The sequence below is a fragment of the Actinoallomurus oryzae genome, from assembly GCF_039541955.1.
GTDB classification, from domain to species: domain Bacteria; phylum Actinomycetota; class Actinomycetes; order Streptosporangiales; family Streptosporangiaceae; genus Actinoallomurus; species Actinoallomurus oryzae.
In genome coordinates, this window is the sequence record NZ_BAABHF010000057.1 from 75,138 (window position 1) to 92,338 (window position 17,201).

Below are 17,201 nucleotides of genomic sequence, written 5' to 3' on the forward strand. Positions count from 1 at the left end.
CCAGTCGCGGGTAGGTCCGTCTCGACGGCGTCGTCACGTCGGCCCCGGCCCGGCGACACGGACTGGTCAGGCTCAGGGGCAGGATGCGGGGAACATCGATGACCGAGCCAGAACGCAGGCCGCCGGGTGATATGACGATCGCCGAGCTGCTGGAGCGGGTGACGAGTCAGACGTCGCGGCTCGTGCGCCAGGAGGTCACCCTCGTACGCGAAGAGCTGTTGACCAAGGCCGGCCGCGCGGGCATGGGCGCGATGCTGTTCGGCGGTGCCGGGGCGCTGGCGGTCTACGGCGCCGGCGCGGTCGTCGCCGGGGTGATCGCGGCCGTGGCGACCGAACTGCCGACCTGGGCGGCGGCGCTCATCGTCGGCGGTGCGATGCTGTCGGCGAGCGGCGTCCTGGCCCTGATGGGCCGGCGAAAGCTGCGCCGGGCGTTCCCGCTGGTGTCCAAGGACACCTCCGAGCGGGTCAAAGCCGACGCCAAGGCGATCACCGAGGGCGCAGGGAAGTAGCCGTCGACGCCGCCCTGGAGACTCTGCCGCCCAGGACTGCCCGGTCCTCGACGAGGATGTCGCCCGGCTTCACGCTTCGTCCGTCCCTTCAGCGGACCCTGGAGGGCCCACGCGTTCGAGCTTGGTCCAGCCGCTCCAGCCTCGCCTCTTCAGCAGCCCGATCAGCCGGCGGGCCGGCGGCACGGTGTCGAACGCCAGTGCGTCCATCAGCCTGACCATCGTCGGCTCGACGTCGACGTCGCCGACATAGTCCTCGCCCTTCTCCTCGGCCATCTGCGTCATGTAGGCGGCCAGTACGTCGGCCAGCTCGACCAGCCGTGGATCGTCGGTGGCCTGGTCGAGAACCTGGCCCAGGGTGCGGTAGAAGGCGATGAGCCGCGGGTCGGCGATCTGCTCCCGCTTGCGCGAGATCCACTCCGGGACACGCTCGGGAGAGTGCGCGGCCAGCAGGATCCAGCCGTCGCGCTCGACCTGGACGATCCGCTCGTCGAGCCCGAGCGCCCGCAGTCGGTCGAGATACTCGACCACCTCCGCCGGCAGCGCCAGGTTGTCCCCGGAGGCGAGCCGGGCGATCTGCTCCCGGTGACGTTGCCGCTGCCGGATCTCGGCCCGCAGCCGCCGGTCGATGTCCGCGACCGCCGCGGCGAACTCCTCCTCGCCGGCCTGCAGCAGCTCCCGCACCCGCGCCAGCGGGACCCCGGCCTCGGCGAGGGTCCGGATCTTGATCAGCTCGATCACGGCGTCGGCGTCGTACCTTCGATAGCCGGAGCGGTCCCGCTGCGGCTCCGGCAGCAATCCCTTGGCGTGGTAGTGCCGCACCGCGCGCACCGTCACTCCGGCGTACGACGCCAGCTCACCGATGGTCAGCATCGCACCAGTCTCCTATGGGGCGTTCAAGGAGTCGCCCGGCCGACCGCGCCCGCCGCGCTCCGGATGATCCGGACGATCTCCGGGGCGTGGGTGAAGACCAGCCGGTGGTCGGCATCGAGCCAGAACGTGGCGATGCGCGGCTGCTCGCGGACAAGCCGTTCGACGCCGGCACGCCAGTTCCGGTTGAGCCGCGGCGCGTGTCCCTCGTCGCCGTCGCCGGCCATCGAGGTCGACATGATCATGCTGATGGGCCGGTCGATCTTCCGGTACCGCTCGAGGATCCCGGACCGCACCGCATCGATCTCGACGTTCAGGTCGAGAATCTCCTGGGCGGTGAGCAGCACCTGACGCGCGGTGCCACGCTCCGCCTCCTGCCGCGTCGCCATGTCCTCCCACATGGCGCGGAACTCCGGCAGCACGTCCTCGGTGATGAACGGTTCGGGCACCGGGTTCGCCCCGTCGATGAGGATGAGTCCGGCGACGCCGCCCGGATGTTCGGAGGCGTGGTGCACGGCGAGGTCCGCGCCCAGCGAGTAGCCGACCAGCACGGGCGCCGCGTCCAGATCCAGTTTCGGCTCCGCCAGCACGGCGGCCAGATCGCCGGCGAACGCCTCGAAGGTGTACCGGTCGGCGGCCGAGGCGAGGCCGTGGCCGCGCAGGTCGAAGGTGACCACGTCGTGGTCGCGTCGCAACAGCTCGGTCAGTTCGCGCAGGTCGGCCTGGGTCGAGTTCAGCCCCGGGCACAGGACCACCGGTCGTCCCCGGCCGCCGCGGGTCACCGGGATCTCCACGCCGTCATGGTGGACCGTGAAGTGCCGCATCGTCCTGTCGCCTCTCCCGTTCTGCTTTCCGTCGCCGTACGACGTGCGCGCTCCGGGGAAGCCCGTCGCACCGGTCTTCCTGGTCATGCCGACCATGCTGGAACGTTGACCCTGCGTCAGGGTCAACCTCCACGGCGACGTGACGTTCACGACGGCGGCACGGCCAGGAGGTTGTTTTCGCGCATGCGTGGATGGAAAGACCTCCAGTGGCCGGTCCCCCGTTCGGCGTCCGCGGGGGAGGACGGTATGGATTCAGTCGAGGAGCAGCCGAGCCGGACGCCCACGGGGGAGGTTCTCGCCCGGCACTCGCTGGGCCGGCGGATCGGGAACGTGCTGGCGACGACCGACCACAAGATGGTCGGATACCTCTACCTGACCACGTCCTTCGCCTTCTTCCTCGCCGGTGGCCTGATGGCGATGCTCATCCGGGCCCAACTGGTACGGCCGGGCCTGCATCTCGTCAGCGCGTACACCTACAACCAGCTGTTCACCATCCACGGCACGGTGATGCTGCTGCTGTTCGCCACCCCGACGTTCGCCGGGTTCGCCAACGTGCTCGTGCCCCTGCAGATCGGCGCGCCCGACGTGGCCTTCCCCCGGATGAACACCCTGAGCTACTACCTGTTCGCGTTCGGCGGCCTCATCGTGCTGGCCGGCTTCATCGCTCCGGACGGGGCGGCGGCCTTCGGCTGGTTCGCCTACCAGCCGCTGGCCGGTTCGGTCCGCTCGCCGGGCGTCGGCGGTGATCTGTGGGCGATGGGGCTCATCCTGTCCGGTGCAGGCACGATCATGACGAGCGTCAACCTCATCACCACGATCATCGGCATGCGCGCACCGGGCATGACGATGTTCCGGATGCCGATCTTCACCTGGAACAGCCTGTTCACCGCCATCCTGGTGCTGATGGCGTTCCCGGTGCTCACCGCGGCGCTCTTCGTCGTCGAGGCCGACCGCAAGCTCGGCGCGCACGTGTACGACCCCTCCAGCGGTGGCCCGATGCTGTGGCAGCACCTGTTCTGGTGGTTCGGCCATCCGGAGGTCTACATCGTCGCGTTGCCGTTCTTCGGCATCATCACCGAGGTGATCCCGGTGTTCTCCCGCAAACCGGTGTTCGGATACATCGGCATGGTCGGTGCGACCATCGCGATCACCGGGCTGTCCATGGTGGTGTGGGCTCATCACATGTTCGCGACCGGCCAGGTGCTGCTGCCGTTCTTCTCGTTCATGTCGTTCCTCATCGCCATCCCGACGGGGATCAAGTTCTTCAACTGGACGGGGACGATGTGGCGGGGGCACCTGCGGATGGACACTCCGATGCTGTTCGCCGTCGGGTTCCTGGTCACGTTCCTGCTCGGCGGTCTGACCGGGGTGATCCTGGCGTCTCCGTCACTGGACTTCCACCTCACCGACTCCTACTTCGTCGTCGCGCACATGCACTACGTGCTGTTCGGCACCGTCGTGTTCGCGACGTTCGCGGGCTTCTACTACTGGTGGCCGAAGATGACCGGAAAGATGCTCGGTGAAAAGTGGGGGAAGGTTCACTTCTGGACGTTGTTCATCGGGTTCCAGATGACCTTCCTGATCCAGCACTGGCTCGGAGCGATCGGGATGCCCCGGCGTTATTTCGACTACCCGAAAAGCTTCGCCGTGTACCATATGATCTCTTCGATCGGAGCCTTCATCCTCGGCGCCTCCACGTTCGCGTTCTTGTGGAACGTCTGGCGTACCCACCGCAGGGCGCCCACCGTGGACGTGGACGACCCCTGGGGGTTCGGGGCGTCCCTGGAGTGGACCACGTCGTGCCCGCCGCCCAGGCACAACTTCCATTCCCTCGCCCGGATCCGCTCTGAGCGGCCGGCCATCGACCAGCGTTATCCGTATCTCCAGAGCGAAACCAGAGAATAGGCATCGGCGCGTTCGCCCCGCCGGCGAGGTCGCCGGACGGAGCCGCCGGGCCGTCCGGTCAGTCGGGACGTTTCTCCAGCTCCCGCCGCTCTTCGGGCGTGGGTGTCTCGGCGGCGTACTTGGTGTAGGCCTGGTTCAGGCGGGCCTGGATCTGCGCGATGATCCGGTTCGGCGTGGGCAGCGGGATGATGTGCCGGGGGAGCGGCCTGACGAGGTCGTCGGGATGCACGGCTTGGGCGATCATGGCCTGCTCGGGTCTCGGGCGATCGTGAACTTCGATGTACTGCCCGGTGGGCAGGCGTTTGATGATGCCGCTTTCGATGCCTTCCTCGACCGCCTGGGCGTCGGAGCGTTGCAGCGACAGGCAGATGCGCCGGGTGACGACGAAGGCGATCACCGGAAACGCGAAGAAGCCGATGCGGAAGAACCAGGTGGTGTACTCGAGCGGGATTTTGAAGACCGCGGCGATGACGTCGTTGCCGCCGGCCGCCCACAGGTTGCCGTACCAGGTGATGGCGGCCATGCCCAGGGCGGTGCGGGTCGGCGCGTTGCGGGGGCGGTCGCACAGGTGGTGCGGCCGGTCGTCCCCGGTCACCCACCGTTCGAAGAACGGGTAGAGCGCGATGAGGGTGAAGAAGGCCATGGGGAGAAGGACGGCGGGCACGAGGGCGTTCCAGGCGATCGTGTGCCCGGCGAAGCTCCAGGAGATCCGTGGCATGAGCCGCAGGGAGCCCTCCAGGAACCCGACGTACCAGTCCGGCTGCGAGCCCGAGGAGACCGCGTCGGGCCGGTAGGGCCCGTACAGCCAGATCGGGTTGATCTGCACCCACGCGGCGAGCAGGGTGATCAGCCCGGCGACGTACAGCTGGAACGCGATCGTGTGCGTGAGGAACTGCGGGAAGGTCGGGGAGCCGACGACGTTGTGGCCGGTCCTCTTCGGCCCCGGCCACTGGGTGTGCTTCTGGTGCCAAATGATCATCAAGTGAGCGGTGATCAGGGCGATGAGGATTCCGGGGATCAGCAGGATGTGGACGGTGAACAGGCGGGGAATGAACTGGTGCCCGGGGAACTCACCGCCGAAGACGAAAAAGCTCAGATATGTTCCCACAATCGGTATGGACAGCAGGATGCCCTGGAAGATGCGAAGGCCGGTGCCCGACAGCAGGTCGTCCGGCAGAGAGTAGCCGCCGAAGCCTTCCGCCACGGCCAGCGCGAACAGCGTGGTGCCGATCAGCCAGTTGATTTCGCGGGGTTTGCGAAAGGCGCCGGTGAAGAAGATCCGCATGAGGTGCACGCAGATGGCGGCGACGAACAGGACCGCCGCCCAGTGATGGATCTGCCGCACCAGCAGTCCGCCACGGACGTCGAAGGAGATATCGATGGTCGAGGCGTACGCCTCGCTCACCTTGGCTCCGCGCAGCAGTGCGTACGACCCGTCGTAGACGGTGTCCTCTTCCGATGGTTTGAAGAACAGCGACAGGAAGACCCCGGTGAGGACCAGCAGCATGAAGGAGTACAGGGCGATCTCGCCCAGCAGGAAGGACCACTGCTCGGGAAAGACCTTGCGGATGTTGCGTCGCAGGAAGGCCGCGCTGCCCAGCCGTTCGTCCAGAGCACGCTCGGAATCGGTCATCAGGGCGCGTTTGTTCACAGTCTCTCCGGCCCGTTGTGCCGTTCGTCGGCGGACGTGGCGGGGCGGGGCGGCCGCTGGTGGATGTAGAGGTCCCGCCGGTCGAAGGAGTCGAGGGGACGGCGGTCGGGCAGCGGGAGTTCGTATCGGACCGCCCGCAGGTGGTCCCCGTACTGGCGGTCGGCGTCGTAGACGGAGTGGAATTTCCAGATCGAGGTGGCGAAGTTGGTCTGCCCGCGCAGGAGCCGGCGGCCGATGAGGCCGAGCGTCTTGGCCGCGGCGGCCAGTCCGAGGTGCTTCCGGTTCATCACCGACTGGGTCTTGACCAGTTCACGGTAGAACTCATGGAGGGGGAGCGCGGTGGGCACCACGGCGTGCTGGATGTCGAAGAGCCGGTAGTCGCGCGAGGTGAGCTTGCGGGATTCGGTGTGCCAGATCTCGGTGCCGGGGTAGGGCGTCATCACGGTGAGGTTGACGATCTCCGGCACGGACAGCGCCCACTCGCGCACCAGGCGGAACTGCTTGGCGTCCCAGCGCGGATCCACGATCAGGTTGACCGCGACGGTCAGGCCCATCCCCCGCGCCAGCTCCAGGGCCTTGATGTTCTGGTCCGGGTTGGTGCGCTTGCGGTATAGGTCGAGCCCGTCCTCGTCGAGGGCCTCCATCCCCAGGAACATGTAGTTCAGGCCGAGCCGCCGCCAGCGCCGGAACACCTCGGGGTGGCGTAGCAGGACGTCGGCACGCGTCTCCAGGTAGTACTCCTTCCTGACCTTCCGCTTCTCCAGCTCGGCGGCGATCGCGTCGCCGTGCTCAGGCCGGATGAAGGCGACGTCGTCGACGATGAACAGCCCGGGCTCGCGGATCGAGGCGACCTCTTCCGCGGCCGCCTGCGGTGACACCTTCCGGTAGCTGCGCCCGTAGAACGTCCACGCGCTGCAGAACGAGCAGTCCCAGGGGCAGCCGCGGGTGAACTCGATCGACGCGGCGGGGTCGAGGACGCCGATGAAGTACTTGTCGCGGCGGCGGGTCAGATCGCGTGCCGGCCGCGGTTCGTCCAGGCTGTCCAGCAGCAGGGGCGGCTTGTGGCAGGTGCCCTCGGGGGTCACCACACCCGGTACGTCGGTGAGCCCGCCGTCGCGGGCGGCGGCCAGCAGCAGTGGCGTCGCGACCTCACCCTCACCGCGCAGCACCGCGTCCAGCGCACCGTCGGCCTGCTCGATCACATGCCCGGCGATGAAGGACACGCTGTGCCCGCCGGCGAACACGAAACAGCGCGGTGTCAGGCGTTTGATCTGCCTGGCCAGATCGAGCACTTCGGGGACGTTCGCCAGATAGTTGAGGCCGAACCCCACGGCCTCCGGCTCGAACTCGCGCAGCTGCCGGTACAGGGCTCGGTGGGAGAAGATCTGCAGGTCCAGCAGCCGTACCTCGTGGCCCGCGGCGCGGACCGCGGCCGCCACCCGTTCGAGGCCCAACGGCTCCAGCCGAAGGAAGATCTCCGAGTACATCAGGCCGCTCGGATGGACCAGTAGGGTGCGCATCAGATCCTCTGCTTGGGCCGAACCCCGATCGGCGATGCCGCCCGCATCGCACAGCAGCCTGCTACCCGAATCCCCGGCATTGAATCGAATTCGCCGAGGTCAGGGCCCGGCTTCCCGCAGCCGGGCCGGAGCGAGGAGCTCCTCCACGGCGGCGTTGAGCTCGGCCGGTTCGGTCACGCCCACCGTACGCACGATGCCGTGCTCGTCGACGAGGACGTTCGTGGGGATGCCGCGGATGCCGAGCCGGCCCGCGTACTGGCCGGTCTCGTCCAGCAGCACCGTGCCGTCGATCTGCCACACCTGCGTGAAGTGCAGTGCCTCACCGCGGGCGTCGACGCTCTCCCAGACGTTGATGCAGATGATCTCCAGCCCCGACCGGGCCGTACGGCGGCGCAGCTCCTCGATGACCGGCGCCTCCGCGTTACAGGGGCCTCACCAGCTGGCGAAGAAGTTGATCACGTACTTCTTCTCCGCCCACTCCCGTGTCGTGCGAATCCGCCCGGTGTGCAGGTCCGGCAGCGCGAAGTCGGGAAGGCGCCGCCCGACCGCCGGATGCGTGGCGGGCCGTTCCGGGCCGGCCAGCCAGGGCCGGTCCACGACGGTGAGCGTTCCGCTGCCGGCGTTCGAGACCAGCAGGCGGCCCGTCACCGGGTCCACGGCACAGTCGCCGGGGCCTCGCCCGACCGCGATCCGGTGCGTCTCGGAGCCGTCGCGGGCGTCCAGCACACTGATCGTGCCGGCTCCTCGATTGCACACGTACACGTGGCGGCCGTCGCCGGAGGTGGTCAGGCCCACCGGGGCGCGTTCCACCGGGATCCGGTCGCGGATCCGCCCGTCCGCGAGCGAGATCCGCATCACCATGTTCTCCAGGGAGTTCGCCACATACAGCTGGTCGGTGGCCGGGTCGGCGACGACCTTGCAGGGTCCGCGCCCCACACCGATGCGCCCCAGCGGCCGCAGCGCGGCCGCGTCGAAGACCGTCAGCGACGCGGCCATGAAGTTCGCGCAGTACCCCCGGCCACGCCGCAGGTCGATCGCGATACTGCCCGCACCGAGCTCGGCGGGGATCGTCCTGACCGGCATCAGCCGGTCGACGTCGACCACGCTGATCGTGGACGCGGCGGTGTCGCCGCAGAAGATCCGCCGCAGGCCGGGGTGGTATCCCAGGCCCGCGGGGTAGGCGCCGACAGGGATCTGGGTGAGCCGCTCGCCGGTACGGGCGTCGAGCACGGTGACGGTGTCGGACCGGGCGTCGGCGGTGAACAACCGCTCGGTCGGGGCGTCGAAGATGATCGGGATCGGCTCCCGTCCCACCGGCGCCTGCCAGATCGTCGTATGCCGCTCCAGATCGAGAGCGGTGACCGCGTCGCTGCGGGCGCACGCCACGAAGGCGCGGCGTCGCCGCGTGTCGATCGCGATCGCTTCCGGCCCCATGCCCACGGGCAGATGGGTCAGGACGCGATGGAGCAGACCCGGCCCGCCGAACGCATCCGCCATCGGCTCTCCCGGGTCCATAATCGTACGCTTTGCCTCTCGCCGAGCAGCGCAAACAAGGCGGCAGGCAAAGACCACGGCGATCGTCTCTCAGCGGCGGTCGCCCGGCGGCCCTGCCCGTACTTACCACGTATGCCCTGGTCACTCCACCGATCCGGGGTATGGGGTGAGGAGAGATGATGGCGAGGATGAGTCAGGGGGCTCATCTCCTTTTTGGAAGAAGGCGATCGGAATGGCTGGTTACTCGCGCCATTCTTCGGGGATGGCAGGGCATCCCGACGCAGCCGAGATGCGCGAACGCTACGCACGGCTGGTCGAGGGCCGCCGGATGGAGATGCTCGAGGGTCTGGTCCTGATGACCGGTCTGTACCTGGCCATCTCACCGTGGGTCATCCATTTTCACACCGGCAACATGAACACGGTGAACAACCTCATCATCGGCATCGCGCTCGCCGTGATCGGTCTGGGCCTGGCGTTGGTTCCGGAGCGAACGCGCGGGCTGGCGTGGTTGATCGTTCCGCTCGGGGTCTGGATGATCATTTCGCCCTGGGTGGTCTCCGCCGGGCACGGCGCCCGGGCGGGCATCGTCGCCAACAATGTCGCGGTCGGTTTCGTCACCGTCGCTCTGGGTCTGGCGGCCGTCGCGATGATGGCCAGGCACCGTCGCGGCCGAGCCCGTGCGGCCACCGCGATGCGGTAGCCGGGACCACCGGGCCTCACGGACACACCTTCGTGAGGCCCGACCGGGCCATGGCGCGGAAGAGTCGGAGAGAGGAGCCGGTGATGAGTGAGTCGGGATCCGAGCGGCCGGCCGACATGACGATCGCGGAGTTGCTCGAACGGCTGACCGAGCAGACGTCCCAGCTCGTGCGTCAGGAGGTCCGGCTCGTCCGGGACGAGGTCATGACCAAGGCGACCCGGGCCGGCGTGGGGACGATGCTGCTGGGAGGCTCGGGCGCGCTCGCGGCGTACGGTACGGGAGCCGTCGTGGCCGGGGTGATCGCCGCGGTCGCACGCGAGCTCCCGCCGTGGGCCGCGGCCCTGCTCGTCGGCGGCGGTTTGCTGTCGGCGAGCGGGGCGCTGGCTCTGCTCGGCCGGCGGCAACTGCGCCGCGCGTTTCCGCTGGTGCCGGCGGAGACCGCCGCACATGTGAGGGCCGATGCCCAGGCGGTCGCGGAGGGCGCCAAGGCGTAGCCGGTCGCCACCGCCCCGGGCGCGGGTGCGAGAGCGGGGACGCCGTGGTGACGTCCGCGCGCCGGCACCCCGTCCGGGGGCGTGTGGTTCCTGGTCAGGGCGCGCCCGTGGCTCGGGCGTGCAGCAGGTCCTTCACGTCGGTCAGGGCGAGCTGGATCCGGCCGTGGATCCGTGGGTTGAGCAGGATGGTTCCGTCGAAGTCGCCGGCGGAGGCGAAGATCGCCACGGGGACGGTCAACGCCTGGAAGAAGGCGAAGAGCGGACGCAGGGCATGCTCCAGGACGAGCGCGTGGTGCTCGCCCCCGCCCGTCGCGACGAGCAGGACGAGCTTGTTGGCGAGCGCGTACTGATCGACGAGATCGAAGAAGTGCTTGAACAGCCCGGGGTAGGAACCCCGGTACACCGGTATCGCGGCGATCAGGAGATCGGCGTTCTCGGCCAGCCGGAGAGTGGCCTCGACGCCGGGCGTGACGTCGTCACGCTCGACCGCCCCGGTGAACTCCTCGCCGAGCGCGTAGACGTCGATCCGGGACGTCTCGACGGGGAGCATCCCCGCCAGCGTCTCGAGGACGACGTCCACGAGGCCCATCGTCTTGGACGGGCGGCTCGGGCTGCCGTTGACGACCACGACTCGCAGTGCCGGTCCGGCCGCGGGTGCGGCCGGACCTGCGCCGATGACGGATGGGGCCGTGGTCATGCCGGCACCCCCGCGGTCACAGCGGTCTCGCGGCGTACGACGGGCGCGACCTCGGTGCCGAGCCGCTCGATCGCCTCGAGGTGCTCCTTCTGCGGCATCCCCCCGAAACCCATCTGGATGATGGCCCGGTTGATGCCGTACAGCTCGTGGTAGGTGAGCAGCTTGTCGATGACCTCCTGCGTGCTGCCCACCAGCAGGCCGGATCCCGGCGACGCCTGCGCGTCGAAGGCGGCCCGGGAGAGCTGGAAGCCCGCACCTCGCTGGTGGTTGTTCTCCATCATCCCCTTCGCGAAATAGGGGTACATGGTCTCCCGCGCCTCCTGGCTCGTGCGCCCCACGTACCCGTGCACGTTGATGCTGATCGGCAGCGCGGCCGGATCGTGCCCGGCCTTCTCGGCGGCCGCGCGGTACAGCTCGACGGTCGGCTGGTGGGAGGTCACCGGTCCCAGCAGGAGCGCCAGCGCCATCGGCAGTCCGAGCGTGCCGGTGCTGACGGCTGAGGCGGGCGAGCCGCCGACCCCCACCCAGATCGGGATGGTGTCGCCGTCGGCACGGGGTGCGATGTCGGCGTCGACCAGGGGAGCGCGGAAGCGCCCGGACCAGGTGAGCGGGTTCTGCTCGCGGATCTTCAGCAGCAGGTCGAGCTTCTCGCGGAAGAGATCCGCGTAGTCCTTCAGGTCGTAGCCGAACAGCGGGAAGGACTCGGTGTACGAGCCACGGCCAGCGATGATCTCGGCACGGCCGGCCGACAGCAGGTCGATCGTCGCGAACTGCTCCCAGACGCGTACGGGGTCCTCCGAGCCGAGCACGGTGACCGAACTCGTCAGCCGGATGCGCTCGGTCGCCTCGGCCGCGGCCGCCAGCAGGATCGTCGGCGCCGAGCCGACGAAGTCGGTGCGGTGATGCTCGCCGACGCCGAACACGTCGAGGCCCACCTCGTCGGCGACCCGTGCCTGCTCGATCGTCTCGCGCACGCGCCGGCGCGGCGACGGCCGCCGCCCTGTGATGGGATCCTCCGTCACTTCGCCAAAGGTCATGATCCCGATCTCGAACGTCATCTGTCGTTCCTCTCTGCCGGGCCGGGTCCCTCACCCGCGGCACATCGACATAAAGTTATCTGCACAGGCAGATATTCCCGGGCGTACCTGTCCGCGTGAGGAGGATCGCGCCGACGCTTTGGACGAACCGTGCCGTGAACGCCCGGGGGAGCGGCCCGTTCGAACTCGTCGTTCCGGAGTTGAACGACGAGCCGGGTGAACTACTGCGGTTCGATCGCCAGCCGGTCCCAGATGTCGGCAAGACGGCGGAGATCGTCATCGTCGAGCCGGTCGAGGAAGAGCCTGTGGAGGTCGCGGTACTGCCGGCTCCAGGCCTTGCGCAACAGGGCGCGCCCCTCCCGGGTCAGGGTCACCTCGAAACCGCGGCCGTCGACGGCCGACCGCCGCCGCTCGATGAGCCCACGTCGCTCCAGGCGGTCGGCGAGACGGGTGAACCCGCCGGTGGACATCAGGCGGCGCTCGGCCAGTTCGGACATCCGCATGGGCTTCGGGGCGGACTCACCGAGGAGGGCGAGCACGCTGTACTCGGCCATGCTCACGTTGAGCGGCGCGAGCCCTGCCTCGATCGAACGCCAGATCCTGTCGTGGGTGAGCAGGAATCCTCGCCACGCCTCGTCCTCCAGAGGCCGCAACCTCTCCGTCGCCATGCCCGCACTGTATCGGGGGATCGGGGAGCGCACCGGCCACCATGGTTGTCTGTATAGATAACCAACTCACCCACCGTCAGCCGCCAGGACAGTCGCAGCGTCCGCCGCTGAAGCAGGGGCAGTAGGACGCCGGCGGCGGTGGTGCGGGCCGGTGCACCTGGAGCTGCCGCATCTCGTGCAGAGCCGCGACGCCCGCCGTACCGGCGTAGGCGACCCCTGGCAGCACGCCCAGGACGACGAACAGGATGGCGGCGACCTTCCGGCCGAACGACCCGCAGATCACGGTCGCCAGCAACGGGAACCCGATCGCGCAGCCGACCGAGGCGAGAAGGAGCCAGTCGGAGCCGATCGCGTCGTGCGGATCGATCTCGCAGTCCTCCAGGCAGAATCGGATGCGGACGACGGCCGCCATGAACCCGATCGTCCCGCCCAGCCAGGCAAGAGTGAGCAGACCGACGATCAGGCCCATCGCGGGGTGCGTCGTTCCGCGTTTCCGCGCGCGTTCATCCGTCACAGGGAAATGGTGGAACGCCGACCGCGGCCCGACGAGAGTAGGAATACTCAGATCGGCCGAAACCGGCACCGGCGACGCCGGACGCCCACCGCGTCGCGGCCCTGAGCCGGTTGAGGATTGGCCGCGTGCGGTCGATGCCCGTAGGGTGCCGATCATGGCTTCTCGCATTTCCGAATTGGTGATCAAGTGCCGGGATCCGCAACGGCTGGCGGCGTTCTGGTGCGAGGCGCTGGGCTTCGTCGTGCTCGAGACCGACGACGACGGCGTGGTGGAGGTCGGACCGAAAGAAGGGTTCGGCGGATTGCAGCCGACTCTGATCTTCATTCCCGTCACCGAGCCCGAGGCGGTCGGGCTGCGGCTGCACTTCGACGTCAACGCCACCGACCGCGATCAGGACGCCGAGCTCGAACGCCTCCTGAAGCTCGGGGCGCGCCCGGCCGACATCGGCCAGACCGGTGAGGAGTCCTGGCACGTCCTGGCCGACCCCGAAGGCAACGTTTTCTGTCTCCTGCGAGGCCGCCTGAGCTGAGCATCGGCTCGGACCGGCGAACGCCGGAACCACATCCTCAGAGCACGCGCGGCGACGTGTCGTATCCCGGCAAGCGGCGTCCGCGAAGGATGTCAGGCGCTGTCCGGGCCGGACGCGGCGCGCCAGGCGGCGGGTGGCGTGCCGGCCTGGCGCCGGAAGAACGTCGTGAAGTTGCCGACGTCCCCGAAGCCGAGGCGCCGGGCGCAGCCGCCGACCGGCAGGTCGGTGTGGGCGAGCAGTCTTTTGGCCTCCAGCAGGATGCGCTGGTCGAGGAACGCCTTGGCGCCCGTGCCGGCGGCGGCACGCGTCGCCCGGGTGAGGGTGCGCACGTCATAGCCCAGTGCCTGCGCGTAGTCGGCCACGTGGTGCCAGTCGGTGAAGTGCTCCTCGACGGCGGCGCGGAAGGCGCGGAACACCTCGGTGTGACGGCTGCCGGAGCTCGTCGCGCCGGCCGGGGGCGGAGTGTCGGGGAGCGTGCGCAGGATCAGTGCCGCCAGCAGGTGGGAGAGCAGCGCGGGAGATGCCAGGCGTGGTGTCCGCACCGCTGCGCCGTGCTCGCGCTCGAGATGTTCGGCTGCGAGCAGGGCGAGGGACAGGCGCTGCCGGTCCAGGTGCCAGCACGCCGGCGCGGCGGCCTCTGACGCGGTGAGGCCGGGAAGGAAGCCGGGCCGGAAGAGGACCAGCGGGCCGTCGCAGGCGTCGACGTCGCTCCAGCGGTGCACCATGCCCGGCCGGATCCACACGACGCCGCCTTCCCCGAGCCGGTAGCCGCGGAAGTCCGCCTCGTGGGCGCCGGTGCCGGAGCGGACCAGCGCGAACACGTGGAAGTCGGGGCGTTGCGGCTGTACGCGGCGGCGGTGGACGTCCATCGAGCGCAGCGCCGCGAAACTGAGGACCTCCACCCCGTACGCCGAGCCGACGGCGGGGAGATAGCGCAGCTGCCGTACGGCGCTGTGTCCGTTTTTCACAACGAACGTGTTCCTTTCCGCCAAGGAGTGGGCCCCGCCCTCGCCTACTGTCACGGCTGAGCCTGGCAGGCAGGTTATCGATTCACGGCTGCGGCGCGACGACGGAGCCGCGTTCCGCAGCCGACGGGGAAGGACGCGATGATGACGGAAACGACAACGGCGGTTCCCGTGGCGGGCGGGGCTCTCGACGTGCGCGTCGGGGGCCGTACCGGACCGGCGCTGGTGTTCCTCCACTACTGGGGTGGCTCGGCCGACACCTGGAACGGTGTGCTCGGCCACCTGCCGCCGGGGCAGGCGACGGTCCGCTTCGACCAGCGCGGCTGGGGCACCTCGCGGGCGTTGCCCGGCCCCTACCACCTCGGCCGGCTCGCCGACGACCTCGCCCGTGTGGTCGAGACGTGCGTGCCGGGGCCGTTCGTCCTCGTCGGCCACTCGATGGGCGGCAAGGTGAGCCAGCTCTTCGCGGCCCGCCGGCCGCCCGGGCTGGTCGGCCTGGTGCTCGTCGCGCCCGCGCCGCCGCGGCCGCCCGCCACGGTGACCGAGGAGTACCGGCAGGGCCTGTCACACGCTTACGACTCGCCCGAGACGGTGCAGCACGCCCTCGACCACGTCCTGACCGCCACCCCGCTGGCCAGGACCGTCCGGGCCACCGCGGTGCGCGACAGCCTCGCCGCCGGCGCCGAGGCACGGCACGAGTGGCCGCTGCGCGGAATCGCGCAGGACATCACGCGTGCCGTACGGGACATCGAGGTCCCGGTGACGGTGCTGGCCGCGGAGAACGACGTGGTGGAGCCGCCGCGCGTCTTGCGCGACCACCTGCTGCCCCACATCTCGCACGCGACCCTGACCACGGTCCCCGACGTAGGCCACCTGCTGCCCGTGGAAGCCCCCGGTGCCGTCGCGACCGCCATCGGCGGCCTCCTCACGGCGGTTCGGGGCTCAGCGGCTGAGGGCCTGCGAGATGTCGGCGGCGACGCCGAGCGCGTGCTGGGCCCGTGCCGGGTCGGCGAGGCTGATCGCGACGTGGAGGATGTCGACGACCGCCAGGTGGGCCAGCCGGCTGCTCGACGCGGCCAGGTGCAGGCCGAGGTCGGGGCCGCCCGCGACGAGGAGCGCGGTGGCTCGGTCCGCGAGCGGTGAGGAGGCGAAACTGGTGATCGCCACGACGCTCGCACCGGCGCTCGACGCGGCGTCGGCGACGGTGAGCGTCTCGGCGCTGTGGCCGGAGTGGCTGATCACCACCAGCGCCGAGTCCGGCTTCAGCAGTCGTGCCTGCAGTTGCGCGGTGCGGGCGTCGCGCGGGGCGCTGACCCGGCATCCGATGGCGGTCCACCGATAGGCGGCGTCGGCGGCGGGTGCGGCCGACGTTCCCACGCCGAAGACGAGGATCGTCTCGGCGGCGGCCAGCAGCGCGGCGGCACGGCCGAGTTCCTCCGGGTCGACCGTCGCGCGCATCGCGCCGATGGTGTCGGCGTGACTGGCCAGCACCAGCTCGCAGATCTCGTCCACGGTGGACGTGCCGGTCAGCTCCTCGGGTGGCCTCGGGCCGGACCGCAGCAGCGCGAGGTCCTTCACCAGCGCGCGCTTGAGGTCGCCGAACCCCTCGAATCCGGCGGCACGGGCCGCCCGTACGACGGTGGCCGGGGAGACACCGGCCCGCTCGGCGACCTCCCCGGTGGTCGCCGACTGCACGAAGGCCGAGTCCTCCAGCACCAGGCGCATCACCTTCGCGTCGCTGGGCCGCAGCCCGGGCAGCAGGGCCGCGATCGTGGCGCGCAGGCCCCCGGCGACGTCCACGTGCCCGCCGGCACCGGCATTGGAAACCATGTTTCTCATGATAACTTCATCTGGAAACCGGATTTCCAGGAAGGCCGCCGCGTGCACGTCGTCTCGCTCGGGCTGCTGTTCAGCGCCTCCGCCCTGCACGCCGCCTGGAACTTCGCGGCCAAGCGGGTCGGCGCCGGCGGGGCGGTGTTCGTCTGGTGCTACTACACGATCTCCGCGGCGCTCTGCCTGCCCGTCGCGATCGGGAACCTGTTCGTTCAGAATGTGCGGCCGCAGTGGTGGTGGGTCGTGGCCGCGGCCGGCACGGCGGTGTTGCACGTCGGCTACGGCGTGATCCTGCAACGCGGCTACGCGGTCGGTGACATGTCGGTGGTGTACCCGCTGGCCAGAGGCACCGGGCCGCTGCTGTCGGTGGTCGTCGCCGTGCTGCTGCTCGGGGAGCATCCGGGGGTGGTCGGGCTGCTCGGGGTCGCCGCCGTCGTGCTCGGGGTGTGCGTGATCAGCCTCAATCCGGCCGGGGGCGGCGGCGGGCGGCGACTCGCCAGCGTGGTCTACGGCGTGCTGACCGGCGCGGCGATCGCCGGCTACACCCTGTGGGACGACCGCTCGGTCAGCGCCTCGGCGATACCGCCGATCCTGTACTTCACCGCCGGTTGCGTGGGGCAGAGCGCGATGCTCACGCCGTACGCGCTCGCCCGCAGGCGCGAGGTCGCCCGCCTGTGGCGTGCTCACTGGCGGGAGACGCTGGTCGTCGCGGTGCTGTCGCCGTTGGCCTACCTGCTGGTGCTGTTCGCGATGCGGACCACGCCGGTCAGCGTGGTCGCCCCGGTTCGTGAGCTGAGCATCGTCATCGGCAGTCTCGTGGCGTGGCGCGTGCTCGGCGAGCCCAATCCGGTGCGCCGGCTCGTGGGGGCCGCGATCGTGTTGTCCGGGATCGTGGGTATCGCCGTGGGCTGAGACACGCCTTCGGCCACGGGCGTACACCGCGTCTCACGGCGCAGGTCCGTACGCGGCAGGCCCCCTGCTCCTCCGCCCGAGT

General features: G+C 69.7%; 17 protein-coding genes and 2 pseudogenes. 7 read left to right on the forward strand and 12 right to left on the reverse strand.

All coding sequences use genetic code 11. The features are described 5' to 3' along the window. Positions 1–98: 98 nt before the first annotated feature. Positions 99–509 carry a phage holin family protein gene (locus ABEA10_RS44305; protein WP_329235279.1) on the forward strand — a complete coding sequence of 137 codons (411 nt, stop codon included), beginning with the start codon at positions 99–101 and terminating at the stop codon, positions 507–509. Between the two features lie 69 nt (positions 510–578). On the opposite strand, the gene ABEA10_RS44310 is transcribed toward ABEA10_RS44305, so the two are convergent. Together ABEA10_RS44310 and ABEA10_RS44315 are read right to left on the reverse strand one after the other, a co-directional pair. Continuing rightward, positions 579–1,379 (reverse strand): MerR family transcriptional regulator, encoded by an 801-nt coding sequence (locus tag ABEA10_RS44310; RefSeq protein ID WP_345474638.1) that lies wholly within the window; start codon positions 1,377–1,379, stop codon positions 579–581. A 23-nt stretch (positions 1,380–1,402) separates the two neighbouring features. Continuing rightward, entirely contained in the window at positions 1,403–2,287 is an 885-nt protein-coding gene (locus ABEA10_RS44315; RefSeq protein WP_345474640.1) for an alpha/beta fold hydrolase, read from the reverse strand. A 159-nt stretch (positions 2,288–2,446) separates the two neighbouring features. Here ABEA10_RS44315 and ctaD point away from each other — a divergent pair, with 159 nt between their 5' ends. Further along, entirely contained in the window at positions 2,447–4,105 is a 1,659-nt protein-coding gene (gene ctaD / locus ABEA10_RS44320; protein WP_345474642.1) for an aa3-type cytochrome oxidase subunit I, read from the forward strand. A 58-nt stretch (positions 4,106–4,163) separates the two neighbouring features. On the opposite strand, the gene qcrB is transcribed toward ctaD, so the two are convergent. From qcrB to ABEA10_RS44340, 4 genes and pseudogenes are all read right to left on the reverse strand, one after another. Beyond that, positions 4,164–5,738, reverse strand: coding sequence for a cytochrome bc1 complex cytochrome b subunit (qcrB, locus tag ABEA10_RS44325; RefSeq protein WP_345474644.1), 1,575 nt, complete (start codon positions 5,736–5,738; stop codon positions 4,164–4,166). 14 nt (positions 5,739–5,752) lie between these two features. Then, on the reverse strand, positions 5,753–7,276 hold the full coding sequence (gene hpnR / locus ABEA10_RS44330) for a hopanoid C-3 methylase HpnR (protein ID WP_345474646.1): 1,524 nt from the start codon (positions 7,274–7,276) through the stop codon (positions 5,753–5,755). Between the two features lie 99 nt (positions 7,277–7,375). Continuing rightward, a pseudogene (locus ABEA10_RS44335) lies at positions 7,376–7,696 on the reverse strand (TlpA family protein disulfide reductase); the annotation flags it as partial. Positions 7,697–7,708: 12 nt separating this feature from the next. Beyond that, on the reverse strand, positions 7,709–8,773 hold the full coding sequence (locus tag ABEA10_RS44340; protein WP_345474647.1) for a YVTN family beta-propeller repeat protein: 1,065 nt from the start codon (positions 8,771–8,773) through the stop codon (positions 7,709–7,711). A gap of 259 nt (positions 8,774–9,032) precedes the next feature. Between ABEA10_RS44340 and ABEA10_RS44345 the strand changes: the two genes are divergently transcribed. Both ABEA10_RS44345 and ABEA10_RS44350 read left to right on the forward strand, forming a co-directional pair. After that, positions 9,033–9,470: an SPW repeat protein gene (locus ABEA10_RS44345; RefSeq protein ID WP_345474649.1), complete on the forward strand. Its 438-nt coding sequence runs from the start codon at positions 9,033–9,035 to the stop codon at positions 9,468–9,470. A gap of 83 nt (positions 9,471–9,553) precedes the next feature. Then, positions 9,554–9,964: a phage holin family protein gene (locus ABEA10_RS44350; RefSeq protein WP_345474651.1), complete on the forward strand. Its 411-nt coding sequence runs from the start codon at positions 9,554–9,556 to the stop codon at positions 9,962–9,964. Positions 9,965–10,058: 94 nt separating this feature from the next. Here the strand turns inward: ABEA10_RS44350 and ABEA10_RS44355 are convergent, their stop codons facing one another. The 4 genes from ABEA10_RS44355 to ABEA10_RS44370 all read right to left on the reverse strand — a co-directional run bounded on the left by ABEA10_RS44355 (position 10,059) and on the right by ABEA10_RS44370 (position 12,880). After that, positions 10,059–10,661 (reverse strand): NAD(P)H-dependent oxidoreductase, encoded by a 603-nt coding sequence (locus ABEA10_RS44355; RefSeq protein ID WP_345474652.1) that lies wholly within the window; start codon positions 10,659–10,661, stop codon positions 10,059–10,061. Continuing rightward, complete coding sequence (locus ABEA10_RS44360; RefSeq protein ID WP_345474653.1) at positions 10,658–11,719, reverse strand: LLM class flavin-dependent oxidoreductase; 1,062 nt, start codon at positions 11,717–11,719, stop codon at positions 10,658–10,660. The genes ABEA10_RS44355 and ABEA10_RS44360 overlap by 4 nt, the downstream gene beginning before the upstream one ends. 200 nt (positions 11,720–11,919) lie before the next feature. Beyond that, positions 11,920–12,366, reverse strand: a complete 447-nt coding sequence (locus tag ABEA10_RS44365; RefSeq protein ID WP_345474654.1) for a MarR family winged helix-turn-helix transcriptional regulator — start codon at positions 12,364–12,366, stop codon at positions 11,920–11,922. Between the two features lie 76 nt (positions 12,367–12,442). Then, positions 12,443–12,880: a hypothetical protein gene (locus ABEA10_RS44370; RefSeq protein WP_345474655.1), complete on the reverse strand. Its 438-nt coding sequence runs from the start codon at positions 12,878–12,880 to the stop codon at positions 12,443–12,445. Between the two features lie 154 nt (positions 12,881–13,034). Between ABEA10_RS44370 and ABEA10_RS44375 the strand changes: the two genes are divergently transcribed. Next, positions 13,035–13,409 carry a VOC family protein gene (locus ABEA10_RS44375; RefSeq protein ID WP_345474656.1) on the forward strand — a complete coding sequence of 125 codons (375 nt, stop codon included), beginning with the start codon at positions 13,035–13,037 and terminating at the stop codon, positions 13,407–13,409. Positions 13,410–13,501: 92 nt separating this feature from the next. Here the strand turns inward: ABEA10_RS44375 and ABEA10_RS44380 are convergent, their stop codons facing one another. Next, positions 13,502–14,377: a helix-turn-helix domain-containing protein gene (locus ABEA10_RS44380; RefSeq protein ID WP_345474658.1), complete on the reverse strand. Its 876-nt coding sequence runs from the start codon at positions 14,375–14,377 to the stop codon at positions 13,502–13,504. Between the two features lie 141 nt (positions 14,378–14,518). Between ABEA10_RS44380 and ABEA10_RS44385 the strand changes: the two are divergent. Next, positions 14,519–15,271, forward strand: a pseudogene (locus tag ABEA10_RS44385) (alpha/beta fold hydrolase); the annotation flags it as partial. A gap of 45 nt (positions 15,272–15,316) precedes the next feature. Here ABEA10_RS44385 and ABEA10_RS44390 read toward each other — a convergent pair. Further along, the gene (locus tag ABEA10_RS44390) at positions 15,317–16,204 is read right to left on the reverse strand and encodes a MurR/RpiR family transcriptional regulator (RefSeq protein ID WP_345474660.1); all 888 of its coding nucleotides are present in this window, start codon (positions 16,202–16,204) and stop codon (positions 15,317–15,319) included. Positions 16,205–16,255: 51 nt separating this feature from the next. On the opposite strand from ABEA10_RS44390, the gene ABEA10_RS44395 reads away from it, so the two are divergent. Continuing rightward, complete coding sequence (locus tag ABEA10_RS44395; protein WP_345474662.1) at positions 16,256–17,119, forward strand: EamA family transporter; 864 nt, start codon at positions 16,256–16,258, stop codon at positions 17,117–17,119. Positions 17,120–17,201 lie beyond the last annotated feature (82 nt).

What these genes read in the sequence shown, in the direction of transcription:
- ABEA10_RS44305 (WP_329235279.1), top strand. Translation starts at nt 99, where the DNA reads ATGACCGAGCCAGAACGCAGGCCGCCGGGTGATATGACGATCGCCGAG.
- ABEA10_RS44310 (WP_345474638.1), bottom strand. Translation starts at nt 1,379, where the DNA reads ATGCTGACCATCGGTGAGCTGGCGTCGTACGCCGGAGTGACGGTGCGC.
- ABEA10_RS44315 (WP_345474640.1), bottom strand. Translation starts at nt 2,287, where the DNA reads ATGACCAGGAAGACCGGTGCGACGGGCTTCCCCGGAGCGCGCACGTCG.
- ctaD (WP_345474642.1), top strand. Translation starts at nt 2,447, where the DNA reads ATGGATTCAGTCGAGGAGCAGCCGAGCCGGACGCCCACGGGGGAGGTT.
- qcrB (WP_345474644.1), bottom strand. Translation starts at nt 5,738, where the DNA reads ATGACCGATTCCGAGCGTGCTCTGGACGAACGGCTGGGCAGCGCGGCC.
- hpnR (WP_345474646.1), bottom strand. Translation starts at nt 7,276, where the DNA reads ATGCGCACCCTACTGGTCCATCCGAGCGGCCTGATGTACTCGGAGATC.
- ABEA10_RS44340 (WP_345474647.1), bottom strand. Translation starts at nt 8,773, where the DNA reads ATGGCGGATGCGTTCGGCGGGCCGGGTCTGCTCCATCGCGTCCTGACC.
- ABEA10_RS44345 (WP_345474649.1), top strand. Translation starts at nt 9,033, where the DNA reads ATGGCAGGGCATCCCGACGCAGCCGAGATGCGCGAACGCTACGCACGG.
- ABEA10_RS44350 (WP_345474651.1), top strand. Translation starts at nt 9,554, where the DNA reads ATGAGTGAGTCGGGATCCGAGCGGCCGGCCGACATGACGATCGCGGAG.
- ABEA10_RS44355 (WP_345474652.1), bottom strand. Translation starts at nt 10,661, where the DNA reads ATGACCACGGCCCCATCCGTCATCGGCGCAGGTCCGGCCGCACCCGCG.
- ABEA10_RS44360 (WP_345474653.1), bottom strand. Translation starts at nt 11,719, where the DNA reads ATGACGTTCGAGATCGGGATCATGACCTTTGGCGAAGTGACGGAGGAT.
- ABEA10_RS44365 (WP_345474654.1), bottom strand. Translation starts at nt 12,366, where the DNA reads ATGGCGACGGAGAGGTTGCGGCCTCTGGAGGACGAGGCGTGGCGAGGA.
- ABEA10_RS44375 (WP_345474656.1), top strand. Translation starts at nt 13,035, where the DNA reads ATGGCTTCTCGCATTTCCGAATTGGTGATCAAGTGCCGGGATCCGCAA.
- ABEA10_RS44390 (WP_345474660.1), bottom strand. Translation starts at nt 16,204, where the DNA reads ATGGTTTCCAATGCCGGTGCCGGCGGGCACGTGGACGTCGCCGGGGGC.